At 64.5% G+C, this 13,935-nt stretch carries 13 protein-coding genes and 1 pseudogene; 5 read left to right on the forward strand and 9 right to left on the reverse strand.

The genetic code is table 11. The annotated features are described in order from the left end of the window. Positions 1–3: 3 nt before the first annotated feature. The gene (locus tag ACQCSW_RS12495) at positions 4–1,692 is read right to left on the reverse strand and encodes an amidohydrolase (RefSeq protein ID WP_426986331.1); all 1,689 of its coding nucleotides are present in this window, start codon (positions 1,690–1,692) and stop codon (positions 4–6) included. A 160-nt stretch (positions 1,693–1,852) separates the two neighbouring features. On the opposite strand from ACQCSW_RS12495, the gene ACQCSW_RS12500 reads away from it, so the two are divergent. After that, a complete protein-coding gene (locus ACQCSW_RS12500) occupies positions 1,853–2,494 on the forward strand; it encodes a TetR/AcrR family transcriptional regulator (RefSeq protein WP_426986332.1) in 642 nt (213 codons plus the stop codon). 19 nt (positions 2,495–2,513) lie between these two features. Here ACQCSW_RS12500 and ACQCSW_RS12505 read toward each other — a convergent pair whose 3' ends face one another. Both ACQCSW_RS12505 and ACQCSW_RS12510 read right to left on the reverse strand, forming a co-directional pair. Beyond that, on the reverse strand, positions 2,514–3,026 hold the full coding sequence (locus tag ACQCSW_RS12505; RefSeq protein WP_426986334.1) for a hypothetical protein: 513 nt from the start codon (positions 3,024–3,026) through the stop codon (positions 2,514–2,516). A 147-nt stretch (positions 3,027–3,173) separates the two neighbouring features. Next, positions 3,174–3,400: pseudogene (locus tag ACQCSW_RS12510) on the reverse strand (MFS transporter); the annotation flags it as partial. A 296-nt stretch (positions 3,401–3,696) separates the two neighbouring features. Between ACQCSW_RS12510 and ACQCSW_RS12515 the strand changes: the two are divergent. From ACQCSW_RS12515 to ACQCSW_RS12530, 4 genes are all read left to right on the forward strand, one after another. Beyond that, positions 3,697–3,990, forward strand: coding sequence for a hypothetical protein (locus tag ACQCSW_RS12515; protein ID WP_426986336.1), 294 nt, complete (start codon positions 3,697–3,699; stop codon positions 3,988–3,990). 2 nt (positions 3,991–3,992) lie between these two features. Then, positions 3,993–4,979, forward strand: coding sequence for a formylglycine-generating enzyme family protein (locus ACQCSW_RS12520; RefSeq protein ID WP_426986338.1), 987 nt, complete (start codon positions 3,993–3,995; stop codon positions 4,977–4,979). 73 nt (positions 4,980–5,052) lie between these two features. Further along, positions 5,053–5,454 carry a DUF202 domain-containing protein gene (locus ACQCSW_RS12525; RefSeq protein ID WP_258524258.1) on the forward strand — a complete coding sequence of 134 codons (402 nt, stop codon included), beginning with the start codon at positions 5,053–5,055 and terminating at the stop codon, positions 5,452–5,454. Positions 5,455–5,457: 3 nt separating this feature from the next. Continuing rightward, positions 5,458–5,805 (forward strand): DUF202 domain-containing protein, encoded by a 348-nt coding sequence (locus tag ACQCSW_RS12530; protein WP_426986340.1) that lies wholly within the window; start codon positions 5,458–5,460, stop codon positions 5,803–5,805. Here ACQCSW_RS12530 and ACQCSW_RS12535 read toward each other — a convergent pair. The 6 genes from ACQCSW_RS12535 to ACQCSW_RS12560 all read right to left on the reverse strand — a co-directional run bounded on the left by ACQCSW_RS12535 (position 5,772) and on the right by ACQCSW_RS12560 (position 13,856). Continuing rightward, the gene (locus ACQCSW_RS12535) at positions 5,772–6,161 is read right to left on the reverse strand and encodes a putative transposase (protein ID WP_426990691.1); all 390 of its coding nucleotides are present in this window, start codon (positions 6,159–6,161) and stop codon (positions 5,772–5,774) included. The two genes, ACQCSW_RS12530 and ACQCSW_RS12535, sit on opposite strands and share 34 nt — an antisense overlap. 1 nt (position 6,162) lies before the next feature. Further along, positions 6,163–6,309, reverse strand: coding sequence for a hypothetical protein (locus ACQCSW_RS12540; RefSeq protein WP_426986342.1), 147 nt, complete (start codon positions 6,307–6,309; stop codon positions 6,163–6,165). Positions 6,310–7,779: 1,470 nt separating this feature from the next. Next, positions 7,780–10,221, reverse strand: coding sequence for an FAD-dependent oxidoreductase (locus ACQCSW_RS12545; protein ID WP_426986344.1), 2,442 nt, complete (start codon positions 10,219–10,221; stop codon positions 7,780–7,782). A gap of 295 nt (positions 10,222–10,516) precedes the next feature. After that, positions 10,517–11,878, reverse strand: a complete 1,362-nt coding sequence (locus ACQCSW_RS12550; protein ID WP_354167353.1) for an NAD(P)/FAD-dependent oxidoreductase — start codon at positions 11,876–11,878, stop codon at positions 10,517–10,519. Continuing rightward, a complete protein-coding gene (locus tag ACQCSW_RS12555; RefSeq protein ID WP_354167355.1) occupies positions 11,875–12,879 on the reverse strand; it encodes an Ldh family oxidoreductase in 1,005 nt (334 codons plus the stop codon). The genes ACQCSW_RS12550 and ACQCSW_RS12555 overlap by 4 nt, the downstream gene beginning before the upstream one ends. A gap of 98 nt (positions 12,880–12,977) precedes the next feature. Further along, positions 12,978–13,856: a LysR family transcriptional regulator gene (locus ACQCSW_RS12560; protein ID WP_354167358.1), complete on the reverse strand. Its 879-nt coding sequence runs from the start codon at positions 13,854–13,856 to the stop codon at positions 12,978–12,980. Between the last annotated feature and the right edge of the window lie 79 nt (positions 13,857–13,935).

Consider the following 13,935-nt stretch of genomic DNA (forward strand, 5'->3'; position numbering starts at 1 on the left):
CCGTCAGGCATCCAGCCGGTCATGTACTACGCGACCGTTGCTGATGGTCATCAGCACGTCTGTGGTCAGAAGCCTGTTGATGTTTTCGTCGCTGGGCCATTCGCCCTCGAGAAGGCAAAGATCGGCTGCCATGCCAGGCAGCAGCGTGCCCTTGAATCCCTCCGCATGGTCTTGCCAGGCGGGCTGGACGGTCATGGCGGCGAGCGCCTGCAGCCCGGTGATCCGCTCGGGGTCAGCAGAGGACGCGGCCCGTGAGGGTGTTGACCGCTCAACGGCGGCGACGACGGTGCGCCGCCAATCGGTGCTCGCCACCGGGGCATCGGAAGCCAGGTTGAGGTGCACGCCCGCGGCAAGTGCCGAGTGCAGTGGCTGGTGACGGGCAAAGCGTGACTCGCCAAGAAGGGTGCGCATGACGTCGCCGGCCATCGCGCGGATGAGCGGGTTGGTGCTGTAGCCGATGCCTGCGGCGGCCATACGGTCGAGGGTGCCTTCCGTGCTGAAGGCACCGTGGATGATGTAGTGCCGGTTGTCCCCGTTCCGGGTGCCGTCCAGCAGGGCCCCGACGGCGGCCTCGGTCGCGGCGTCGCCGGTCGCGTGGATGCCGGCCTGGAGTCCGGCCGCGTCAATGAGTCGCAGGATCCTGTCCAGCTCCGCAAGCCGTTCAGCCTCGCTGCCCCCCTTCACCACGAGGCTTCCGTGCGTACAGGCATCCCCGTAGGGTTCACTCATCCAGGCCGTGCCGCTGCGCGGGATGCCGTCGGCAAAGACCTTGACTCCGGCAATGCGCAGCAGCTTCGGATCGATGTCACGGCCGGTGAAGCTGGCCGCAAGACCGGACTCCAGCCCGGCGGCAACGGCCGCGCTGCTCACACCGCCCGTGCCGGCGAAGAGCAGGAGAACGTTCATGCGCATCGTGAGCTCCCCCGTGGCGGCCAGATCGCCCAGCAGCTCCAGAGCCGCCGTCGATCCGGAGCCGTCCAGGAGTCCGGCGCTCGCCGGGCCCAGCCCTGGTTCCGTGAGCGAAGTGATGCCCTGGCTGTGCAGCCGTGCCTGCATGGACAGGGCTGCGCGGCGCAGGGTAGCGGACGGGATAGCCGGCAGTGCACGGGAAACGAGCTCCATGGCACCGTCCTGAAAGAGCCCCGTGGGCTCGCCGCGCCTACCGCGGACAATGACGCCGCCGGCTGGTTCCAGGGTGGCGTCATTGATTCCGGCGCGCTCCATCGCGGTCCGGTTGGCCATCAGCTGGTGCCCGGTCTGGTCGAAGGCGACCACGGGTACTCCCGGCCGGCAATCCAGCAGGGCCCCTGGGCGGGTGCCGATGGTGACCTCGTCCCATCCGTGGGCCCGGATCCAGCCGTCCGCTCCGGGTTCAGCCTTCTCAATGATGCGGAAGATCTCGTCCCATGAATTTGCGGCATCCGCTCCAACACGCAAGTAGCCGAAGCCGACCATGGCGGAGGCGATGAAGTGAAGGTGTCCGTCGTTGATGCCGGGGAGCACCGCCCCGCCGACGGCGTCCACGATGCGGGTTGCCGGGCCGATGAGGGCCCGGACCTGATCACTGCCGACTGCCGTGATGGTTCCGCCTGTCACGGCGACGGCGCTCGCGGCGGAGTCTCCCCCGGCCATGGTCACGACCGAGCCGTTGACGATCGCCAGGTCCGCATAGCCGTTCACCGCTGCCTCCATCTGAATCCATTCTCCCGCTGAAGTGTGATTTGAGTTACTCTGGTGCCATAAGTATGTCGCTTGACTTAGTCATTTGACTAGATCTTTTGGCAAGAAATTTTCGCAGACCCTGTTCGCAGTCTGCGGGCCCGTTCAAAGGGGGCGTCGCAGCGGGCATAAAATGAACACCGACACATTTGGGGAGGACGCCATGGCCAGAGTTTCCGTCGACGACCGGCGGCTGCAGTTTGTGCGGGCGGCCGCCCGGGTCATTGCAAGCGACGGCGTGGCCGCAGCCACCACCCGGCGGATTGCGGCCGAGGCCCAGGCGCCGCTCGCGGCCCTGCACTACTGCTTCCGCAACAAGGATGAGCTCCTTCAGGAGGTCTATCACTTCCTCAGCCGGGACTATGCCCAGGCCCTCCCCCCGATCGCCAACGACGGCCGCGGGTTGTCCTCAATGATTGAGGCGCATGCCCGACGCGTCTGGGCGCGAATGATGGCGAACCCGCACGAACAGGTCACCACCTTCGAATTGCTTCTGCGCCGCATCCGCGTGGAACCAGCAGACCAGCCGCAGGCGCTGAAGCTCAACCAGGCCATGTACGAGGGCTGGATCACCTCGACAATCGAACTCTTCCGCTCCGCCGCCGAGGACGCCGGCGAGCCTCAGCCGACGAACCTGGAACAAATCACGCGCCTGTTCATTTCCGGGGTGGACGGCATCAGCATGCAGCATCTGGCAGATCCGGACGAAGCCAGGTCCAAGCAGCTCGTCGAACTGCTCGCGCGCAGTCTGGCCCGAAGCCTCGACTACGCCTGACCAGCTCGGGACCGCAAACTCAGGAGGCCGTCGTCAGGCTATCCTGTTGGCCGTCGGACACTCTGTCCCGCCGCCGGGCGGAACGAAGTCTGGATAGCCAGAGAGCGGCCAAGGCTGCGGCAATGTAGTCACACCCCATCACGGCGATCATCGACACCGCTCTACTCGCTGCTCCCCCACCGGCAACGTGGCCGGCACCGGCGGTATGCCCGGCGTGCGGAGCTGCACTTGTGAGGCCCCCGGTCAGCATGAATCCGTGAATTGTCACCATCGCAAGCGACATCGCCATGAGCATCCGCGCAGACCGGGGATCTCCGCGGCGCCACAGCGACACCGCACACGGCACGCAAGCAGCCGTCATGACCACCGCCAGCGCCACCGCCACGGGAGTCGTGTGCGTGGAGAGCATGAAGGCGTGTGACAACGCCCCTGCCCCTGCCGCTGCTGCCGCGAGCCGCGGATGCAGCATTCCGGGCTTGGCCGGAAGCGGTCGGCCCTGCTCCTGCGGCGGGGTGGCCAGGCCTTGGGTCATGGTCCTCCTTCACGGTTCGGATGACCATCATTGTTTCCCGCGGCCGGCGACGACGGCTGCGGCGGCCGCGCTCAGGGTTTGATTTCCCGTGCACGGATCGCGCACCGCTGCCCGCAGGGACCGGCCGTGTTCAGAGCGAGGCGCGTCTCAGTGTGCAGCGTGCTGGCTGCGCCGCAGAACCAGCGCGGCGATCCCGCCCAGGACAAACAATGCAGCAGACGCGGCCATGGCGCCACGAACGCCGCCGCCGGGCCCCGGGTCTCCGCCAGCTGGCCGGCGAGGTAGGAGCCGAGGGCCGTGCCGGCCACGATCCCGCTGGCCAGCGCCGTCATCACCGTAGCCATGCGTCCTGCCGGTGCCACCACCCCACCGATAAATAGGGCCCACAGGCCGCTCACTGCACCGGTGCTCCCCCCGGCATTAGTCCTTATTGCCGTCGAAAAAGTCTCGTGCTTCGTCGCCGGCAGGTATGTCGTCGGCTTCGGAATCGTCTTCGCTGGCCTTGTCCGGGACTCCGCGTCGCCAGCCTGGCCTCCGAGCCTGTGCACCGGCCGCCGATGATCATCCATTGGCCGGGCATCACGGACCAGCCCGGAGTTGCCGCGACCAGGAATGACGCTCTGCTCTACAACATCGACTACGCCCCCACCATCCTGGACCTGTTTGGCAGATGAGGTCCAACCTGACGGAATGGCTCGGGTTCTACGCCGGAACCCCCGGCGCCCTCCCCGGCCCGATGCAGGCGGCTCTGCAGACCGGTCCAACCCTCTATAATCGACTGGAGGAGTACATGGAACACGTTCGCGACACAGGCCGAGGCCACCTCGCAGAGGATCTCATGGAGCGGCTGCACCCGAACAACGGAGCAACCCACGTTTCTTGGCATGCGCAGGTTCCGCTCCACAAGGAGGACCGCGCCGCAATGCTCAAGCGGCGTGCCGCGTCGATCATGGCCCAGGAGTAAGAGTGACGAGTGCAGCCCGGCCGGACATTTCAGCCGGTGGCAACGGCAAGAGTTGTTGCACACCATCACGCCAACCCCTCGCCGGGACGGGAACAGACGGCCGCGAGCACAGGGCCTCGGCGGCACCCAGCCCGTCGCCACATGAGGATGTCCAGCTGACCGGGGGCACGTTCGGCATGGGTGACGCGTTTGGCGAGGGCTACCCCGCCGACGGCGAAACGCCGGTACACGAAGTGTATCTGGACGCGTTTCGGATCGACGCCGCAGCCGTCACCACCAGCATGTTCGCAGCATTCGTCCGGGACACCGGCTACCGCACCGAAGCCGAACAATACGGATCCTCAGCCGTGTTTCACCTGCTCTCCACGTCCTCCGGCGCCGACGTTCTCGGCGCCGACGCGGGCGCGCCGTGGTGGCTGAACATCCGCGGCGCCGACTGGGCGCACCCCACCGGTCCGGCGTCGCAATGGGAAGACTTTCCCGACCACCCGGTGGTCCACGTGTCGCACAACGACGCGTCGGCCTACTGCGCCTGGGCCGGACGGCGCCTGCCCACCGAGGCCGAATGGGAACACGCGGCCCGGGGCGGACTCGACGGCAAACGCTATGCCTGGGGCGACGAGCTCACCCCGGGAGGCGAACACCGCTGCAATATCTGGCAGGGTAGCTTCCCGAAGACCAACACAAGAGACGACGGCCACCTCGGCACGGCCCCGGTAAGAACCTTTCCACCCAACGGCTACGGACTGTACGAGATGGCCGGAAACGTCTGGGAATGGTGCAACGACTGGTTCCTCCCCAAGTACTACCGCAACTCCCCTGTCGGTAACCCACAGGGTCCCACCATCGGCGCCGGGCGCGTCATGCGCGGCGGCTCCTACCTGTGCCACGACTCCTACTGCAACCGATACCGCGTCGCCGCCCGCACGTCCAACACGCCGGAGTCCTCCAGCGGCAACTGCGGCTTCCGGACAGTGGCGCTCGCGTGAACGCCACAGCACACAGCAGGGCCGAAATCGGATTAGGATGCACGCAGGACCGCGACGCAGGGAAGGACACACCGTGACAGAGGAGCCGGACGCCCAGGACGCCGAAGGGCGGAGCGGCTTCTCGCGGCGGATCCTTCGAGGCGGCACTGAGCCGGATCCCCGGTTTACCCTGGCCAACGAGCGCACCTTCCTGGCCTGGATCCGCACCTCGCTGGCCATGCTCGCCGGCGGTGTCGCCGTCGAGGCATTCATGTCCGACCTGTTCGGCCCGGAACTGCGCAAGACCATCTCAGTGCTGCTGCTCGTCCTGGCTCTCGTGATCGGCGGAGGCTCGTTCTTCCGGTGGTTGAACGTCGAACGCGCTATGCGCCGAAAAACGCCGCTGCCCCTCCCCCTCATCGCGCCCATCCTCGCCGCAGGCGGTGCCCTTGTCGCCGCGATTCTGGTCGTCGTCGTCGTCGTCCGCCCGGCCTGAACCGTGACAACCCACCAGGACGCGTCCCAGCATGGTGACTCCGGCCTGCAACCCGAACGCACCGATCTTGCCTGGGGCCGAACCACCATGGCAATGGTCGTCGCAGCAGCAGTCTTCCTACGATGGATGCCCCACCACGGCTGGTTCGTCGGCACCCTCGTAGCGGCCGCCGTCGTGACCGCCCTCGCCATCAATGTCACACGCAAACGCCGCTATCAGCGAGCCGTCCGCGGAATCAACCAGGAAAGCATGGCCCCGGACGTCGCATCGACGGCGGCCGCCGCAGCCAGCGTCGTACTACTCGCCCTGCTCGGAATCTACACGGTGATCTTCCTGCCCTTGGAGCCCTGACACCAAGACTCCTGACATTGTCGGATGGTTTGCGTGAGGTCAGGAATGGTTCTTGATCGCGTAGCGAAGGGTGAGCCGGTGCCGGGGTAGTGTGTGCGTGTTGCGGTGAGATGTTCGCAGACGTCTGCGATGGCCTTGGTGGCCCGCGGGGTGGGCATTGGGTCCAGGTGGATGGTCATCTGCCCCTCGCCGGTGGCGTGGATGTCGCTGCTGGGGGTGAGGGCCTGCCGGATGAGGGTGTGGGCTTCGTCGGCGGCGTGGGCGTAGCCGGTGTTGACGCGCAGGTCCCGGGCTAGGGCGGTGACTGTGTTGAATGCGGCGGTCCGGATGGCGTGCGTTAAGTGTTTGCTTTCGATGTCAAGGACGAGTTGGCCCGGTGCCGAAGGCCCTTAGCCGTACCCGGGTCTGGATGGCGCGGTGGGTTGCTGTGGCTTCCTCGAGGGCGGTTTCGCCGGCGAGCAGGGGCGCGGTGATCGCGTTGTGGGCCTCGTTGGTGATCAGCACAGTTTCCCGGCCGGGGCCGGGGTGCGTGCGGCCAGCGTGCCGCGTCGGTGCCGGCGAGGGCTTGGTCGTTTCCGTAGCCTACGAAGAGTTTTATCCTTCAGACCAAACAGGCACTTCCGGCGTCAGTCATGGGCGCCATGCGCCCGGCCTTCCCCCCAGACTTTATTCCTCGGCGCTCATGCGTCGCTTATTTCCCCGCAACAATCTCCTCCGCCTGCCCGGTCCCCAGGGTTGCACTCCGGTCCCTCAAACCCGGAGGTGATTCCTCTACCAGTAGGCACCACACCGGCCGCCGGACGAACCAACAGCAGCCGCCGCACCAAAGAGATCGTCACGGACACCTGCACATCACCACACCCGCCGACTTGGTCAGCCTCATTGGCCGCAGTCGTCTCCTCCGGGAGCGAAAGATCCAGATCGGCCATACCACTGCGCTCAGCGCCGAACAACAATGCCAGAACTCAATGCGGACGCGTACAGACCGAGCTCAGGCGGTAGGCGGACGGATCCAGAAATCCACCAATGAACCCCAGATCAAGTCACGTCCTGAACCGGCTACGCGATCATGAAGCCGTATGACACCACCCAGGCCAGGACCGCACCGGACCATGCGCACCGCTCTCCCGCACGCACCCGCCACTGCGCCTTACGTCGGTCCGTCCCAGGATCCCCGCCGGACTCCTGGCCCGGCACGGGGGACACACGGCCCGTCGACGCGGGCCGACCCCGAGCAATAACAGTCACACGGCGCCGCAGCACACTGCCGCGGCGAACAAATCCAAGCAGCCACTTATCCAGTCCAGGGCAAGTCATGCCTATAGGCTCGCCTTGGGCTTGGATACGTCTGGCAGACCATCCAGCCCAGAAACTGCCCCGAAGAAGGCTTGGGTCCCACACACGTCGACCCGTCCCTTTACCGCACGCCGGCCACGATGTCCCCTCCGGGCACTCTCAAGTATGATCCGGACCGCCGGGCTGGCCATTTTCCCCCAACAACTATAGGAGAACCGCCCGCAAAGTCATCTCGTCTGAAACAGGGAAGCGCATGAAGCGGTGTCGGCAGAAATGCAGGAAGGGAGCCGGAATGCGGGGCCGACAGCCGCCTGTGGACACGGTGTGGACAACGTACACACGCCTTTGGCCAGACAACCGGCCACAAAACTGCTCCCCTATGCCACAGAAAGGAGCGAAGCGAACCGAAAAATCTTCAAGAAATCTCGCCCAGGTCATGTCATCACAACAACCCGGGACATGAAATGTGAAAGACCAAGCACGGCCACAACAACAACCCAGAAAGGAGGCCCAAATAACCCGAGACCTCAGCAGGCGGAAGGTCCACCAGCCAGGGCTCTGGGCCAACGAGCAGGCTGGGAATCAACGAAGGTCATGGCGACTTGTTCCTCCTTTCCATGCATCCCATGTAAAAACAGATAGGAACACGCATGACCGGACGACGGCCCGAATTGGTTCTTAGCGGGAACGCTCGACGCACGCCGCCCAACGCTGGTCGAGGTGTGATATCTCCACTTCAGCGCCCACCGCCGCGACTTCCGGGTCGACCCAGGCGAAAGCGAGGAAATGACCTGAGGCGGGGTCCTCGGCGGAACTTGTGATGAACCCGACCACGCAGCCGTCCTTCGACACCGGTTCACCCGGGACGACGGCGTGGAGATCGCTGCGCATTCTCAGGCGCACGAGCAGTCGGTGCCCAGGACGTGCGCCCTCATCGGTGGAAGGACCGGCAAGGCCAGCTTCAAAGGCGTTGTCCCGGGGGCCGTACTCAACACCGAATGCAGGCACTCCGTTGGCAATCCGCAGCGCTGTGAATGCTTCGTCGCCGACGAGAGCAATCCCATGCTGCGCACCGGCCTCAACGAGGAGATCCCAGAGGTAGAGGCCGTGCTCTGTGGCCGTATAAAGTGTCCAGCCGCCCAGACCTGAGGCGGTTTCTGCCACGACGCGGGCCGGAACGCCTCCGACGTCGAGCGCTGGCGTCTCGGGTGAGTTCGCCGCGGGGGCGGCACCGCGCGTGACCGAACCGAGAACTGTTGCTGCATCCGGACCGATCAGCGCCAACGCGGTTGTTGCTGACGACAAATCGGAAACGGTGACCGTGTCAGAGTGCGGAGTCTTCCGGCGGAGATGCCAGACGTCCTCGGGGCTGCTGCCGATGACGAGAAATGAGTCGTCAGCAGTCCGCAAAACTGTCAGAACAGCTGCGATACCCCCGGACGGACTCTTCAGGTGGGCGTATGCTGAACCGTTGACCTGCAAAGTTACAGCTGAGCCGAGGATTTCATCCAGATGCTTCCCGGCATCCTCACCGCGGACTTCGAAGACGCTGACCGCTCCCCTGTCGACGAGCCCAACGCCGTTTGCGGCCTGGCGCGCCTCGGCAGAAATGGACGGAGACCATCCGTACGTCCCCCATGCGTCCCGCGACACTGCTGGCTGATTCGCCTTGGTAGTGCCGTACCACAGGGGACGCTCCCAGCCGCCCTGTGAAGTCCCGAACTCTGCCTTCAGGGCTTCCTGCCGAACATAGAAGGGCGTTGTGGCGAACTTCCTCAGTTGCATCGTCTGGTTGCGCGGGTGGCTGATGTCGTAGACCTCGTCGTAGTTCTCGCTGGCCCGCGCAATGCTGGCGCTGCGCGTCAGGTGTGCTTGATCGAAGCGACGGAAGTCGAGGCTCGTCGTGTCAACGCCGGGATCTCCGGTCACAATCCAGTCAGCCAGGACGCCGGCCACGCCTGCGGATTGGGTCAGCCACACGGATTCGCCCAGCCAAAGTCCCCTGATGCCCGGGACCTCCCCGAGGAGCGGGTTGCCGTCCGGAGTGAACGAGAAGATTCCGTTGTATCCCTCTGCTGGTTCGCAGCTGTTCGCCTCCGGGAACAGCCGCCTCAGTTCGTTCCACCCGTCCTTGGCGTCGTTCCACGCCAGGGGATGGATGGCTGGTTCAATCTGCGTTCTGGCAAAGTCCTCAGGGGAAGCGATCTGGGACTGGTCCACGGGGATGACGCGGTGCTCGTAGGTTCCCCACAGAATTCGCTCTCCGCCCTGGCGGAAGTAGGAACCGGTGGCCTGGTGCCGCACCATTGGTCGGTCGATCTCTTCCTCGTCGCTGAAGCCGGCAAGCGACGGCAGGGCGTCGGTGGAGGCGGAGCAGTGCTCCATGGGGACCATGGGAAGCTCCAGGCCCAGCAGTTTGCCAAGCCCGGGGCCCCAGAGCCCGGCGCATACGACGACGATATCGGCTTCCAGGAAGGACGTCCCTTCTGGAAGCTGGTCACCCTTGGAGGGGTTGCCCGGCACCGGCGGTGTGCGTCCGACGTCGACGCCGGTCACGCGTCCACGTTCCATACGGAACCCCGTAACCTCAGTATGGCCATAAAAACGTGCCCCGTTCGCAATGGCACGACGGGCCTGCCATTCGACGGCGCGTAGGGCCTTGACCACTCCGTCCGTTGGCGTGTGCAGTCCGCCGAGCACGGCGGAAGTGTCGAGGCCCGGGAACAGCTTCCCGCACTCTTCAGGGGACACGATCCGGGACGGGATGGCCCATGACTGGGCGAGGTTGTGCCGGCGATGCAGGTACTCCAGCCGTTCCCCGTCACAAGCCAGTTCGAGACCGCCCACCCGCTTGAGGACCCACTGGCCATCCAATGTCAGCCCGTCCAGCTTGTCGAGTGTTCGCCGGGCCAGTTCGGACATCACCGACGAACCTGTCGTCTGGAACGCGAAGCCAGGGGCATGGGATGAGGACCCACCGGTCCGGTACAGGGGCCCTTGGTCCACCACTGTTACGGACTTCATGCCGTGCCGGGTCAGATCGTCGGCCAGCGCTGCACCAACGACGCCGGCGCCAATGATGAGGATACGGGTGTCTGCGTCAATTCGGGCGGTGGCCACGTTATCTCCCTTACGGTCAGAGACGTCTACGTTTCACGTCAAAATGTCGAGTTAGCGTCAGGAGTCGCGCATTGGCGCCCTTAGCGGTGAAGCAAGAATTTGGTTACCGTCATCGAGGTTCAAGACACCTCGAAAATCGTCGGCTGAATCACAGTATAGATGAGATATGTGATCACAACCACCCTTTTCGCGCATCTTTTTGGGAGAGTTTGAAGCTGCAGGGAGCCCCCTAAACACAGGAAGCGCAGTCCCCGGAGGGCTGCGCTTCTCCTGCCAACTGCTGGGCATGCATCTATTAGCCAGACGCTAATAGTCCCCGGTGGGACGGGCTTGTGGGCCCTTCCCCGAAGGCTTCTCGCAACACCTGCGCCACACGACTGGCTTCCCCGTACGCACCATGCGAACCTGCCGTCTCCGAAGTGTAGTCCCCCGCGAAATGCAGATTGCCGATACTGCGTTGGAGCTCGGGCAAAGCGTCGTTTCGCTTCGGGGACAGCACGGAGAAGCAGTGCTCCCAGGTGGTGGCCACTGACCCGACAATCCGGCCTTGGAGCTCCGGCGCGACCTCGAGGAAATCTTCGATCCACCGCTGTATCTGCTGTTCGTCGCTTTCGATTCCCGGGACGAATCCTGCCGAGTTTCCGTAGCACGTGAACCTGACGATTCCGTCGGCCGGCAGAACTCCGGGCTGCGGATTGATGATGGCGTCAAACTTCTTACCCACAGTCGAAACGAAGGACCAGTCCGCGAACTTCGGCAGGCCCTCTATGTTGGCGGCAATGGTGAGCGTCGTGCTGCCCGGCGTCTCGGCCGCCCTCAGGGCCTCAACCTTCCAGCGGGGCAGGTCGTGGCACAGGCCTGCCACCTGCGGAGCGGGCACCGTCACCACAACGTGGCGGGCGAGAAACACCCGCTGCCGCTCTCCGTCACCGGCAGTAACTTCAACCAGATCATCCCGTAGCCGCACACTGTGGACGCGCATGCCTGTAGCAATGGAGGTCCGGGCGCCGGCATTGGCGGCGAGGGCGCGCGGAAGGGCCTGCATGCCGTTCACCGGGTAGAGGCGGTTGTCGCATTCGTGGGCGATGTAGCTAGCGAGATAGCGGAGAGCATACTTGGCCGACAGTTGGGCCGCATCCCCCACCGCACCGCCCCGGACCGCTGATTCAATGATGCTCCGGGCAGGCCCTGGGAGCCCTTCCAGCCTGGCGGCAACGGTTTCATGCTCCAGGCCCGCGGCCTTGGCGGTGATGGTTCCGCCCGACACATTTGCCCTGTACTCACTCTCCAGTCCTTCCATGAAATCGACCAGCGCGTCCTTGGACTCAAGAGGCAACGGTAGGCGTTCGACGACTTCGGCGGTGGAACCCGCAACGGAGGTAACGCCGTCGATATGCACACCATAGGTAGCCGGATGGAACGGCAAGGTATCCTGTCCCAGTTCCTTCGCCAGCGCTTCGGCGCGCGTTCCGCGGTAGATGAACATGGCACCCGTGTTGACAGTGGCGCCGGCGAGTTGGAGGCTCCGCGTCCGTCCGCCAATGTCGTCGTCGGCTTCCAGTACCTGAATGTCCAGATCCAGGTCGCGGAGATCGTATGCGAGTCCCAGCCCCGCCGGTCCCGCCCCGACCACCACGACATTGTGTATGTCGTTCATGCTTGTCCCGACTTTCTGTTCGTGTTTTTCTGCGCGGCGGACTGAAGTTTCTCGAACAGCCCGCTGTCGATCTCCAATTCGCCTTTGCCTGCTGTGCCCTCCGGGCGCCGTCCCGGGATCCGTACCTGGTAGTCCCGGGATAGCCGGTCCAAATGTGCGCCAAGCCTTAGCGGGAAAGCCGCATCGGCGAAGCGCGGATTAATGGCCAGGACAGTCATGCCAATTTCGGGGCTTGCACTTCCTTCGGTGAATGACGGCGCATCGACCGACCAGAGTCCGCCTGCCAGTCCGGCCAGCACCTCTGCTACGAGCGCCATGTTGGCGCCTTTGTGGTCTCCGTAGGGCAAAAGGGAACCTTCGACGGCGGCACGGGAATCTGTGGTCGGCTCACCCTGGGAATCGACAGCCCACCCGGCTGGTATTGCCCTTCCGGCCGCCGCCGCCTCGCGGACGGCTACGAATGCTGTCTCAGTTGATGCCTGGTCGATGAGGAAAGGCTGCTGGGCACCGGTGGGGGCGGCGAAAGATATCGGGTTTGTCCCCAGAACCCGTCGCCCGCTGGAACCCACTGCCATCAGGGCGGGGGAATTTGCCGCGGCAAGAGAGACCAGTCCGGCTTCGGCCAGGCGGTCCGTGAAATAGCCGAGCTCACCGCAAGTGTACGAATTGTTCTGCAGGAAGACGGCGCAGCCATGGGTGCCGGCCACATCCAGGATTGTGTCGACAGCCTCGAGAAACCCGGTGTGAGGGATGCCTTTGCCGGCATCGCAGGCGATGATTCCGCCCCGGACTGAGATGAGCGGCACCGCCGCCCCGTTGATGGCACCTGATTCCAGCCCGGCAAGGTAGTCGAAGAGGTGCGAAACACCGACGGAGCTGCGGCCACGCAGCTCCGCGTGGATGATGGCATCGGCCAGCGCCGCCGCAGCGGCCTCAGCAGCGCCGGCTTCCTGCGCAGCCTGGATGCACAAACGTTCGACGACGGCGACTGGCTGGAGCATGGGACTTCCTCTGTATTTGGGAAGCGTCGGCAGCCCGGAACGGCGGCCAACTTAGAAGTCCGCTCAGGATACTTCTGGGATATGTGATCACACAAGGCTTATGTCGGAATTTCTCCCTTGAGGCACAGGATGAAGTCATCTACGGCCGGCGAATGACCAAATACATGGGCCATATGGAGTTCCGTCTGCGGCCTGCCAGCAAAGCGGCGAGTAGTGACCCCCGGCATCTGGAACCGCTGCACTGATTCCGGCAGGACGGATATCCCCAGACCTGCCGCGACCAGGCCCAGGACAGTTTCTTGGTGGATGGCCTGCTGCACCACGATCGGCGGTGTTCGCAGCGCATCGAAGAGTCGGAGGACCCGCGTCACGAACCCGGGCATCAGGCGGTAGGGAAAAAGGATCATGGGTTCCCCCTCGAGATCCTGGGGGCGAATTTCCTTCGCGGCCGCCAGGTGGTGTGTGTCGGGAAGGACCACCACCAGGTCCTCCGTGCTCAGCAGTTCAAGGTTCAGCCCGGGGATGTCACCCGGATCCCGGATGAGTCCGAGATCAAGGTTCCCGTCCAGCAACTGCTCAATCTGCTCCCCGCTGGTGAGCGGATTCAGGACCAGGTCTATGCGCGGGCACTGTTGGCGGAAGGCCCGGATGGCTTCGGGAACGGTGGTGTAGCTCGCTGAACTGACGAATCCCACCCTGATCTTGCCGCTCTTGCCTGCCGCGACGTCGGCGACATCCCCGGCCGCGTCGTCGATGTCCGAAACGGCAGCCTGGATCCGCTCCTTGAACGCCTGGCCCGCCGCGGTCAGCGTCACGCGGCGGGTGGTCCGGTCAAAGAGCTGGACTCCCAGCTCGCGCTCCAGCTTCCTGACGGCGACTGTGAGTGGCGGCTGGGTTATGTGCAGGCGTTCGGCGGCCCGGCCGAAGTGCAGTTCGTCCGCGACGACGAGGAAGTACCGCAGCTGCCGGAGCTCCATGATGATTCTTTCGATTGACGCTAATAATTCTGTGTTAAATTATATTGGACGCAGTGTTATCAGGGGTGAGTTACTGGTT

Origin of the sequence: Pseudarthrobacter sp. Y6, assembly GCF_050156205.1 — a bacterium.
Lineage (GTDB): Bacteria > Actinomycetota > Actinomycetes > Actinomycetales > Micrococcaceae > Arthrobacter.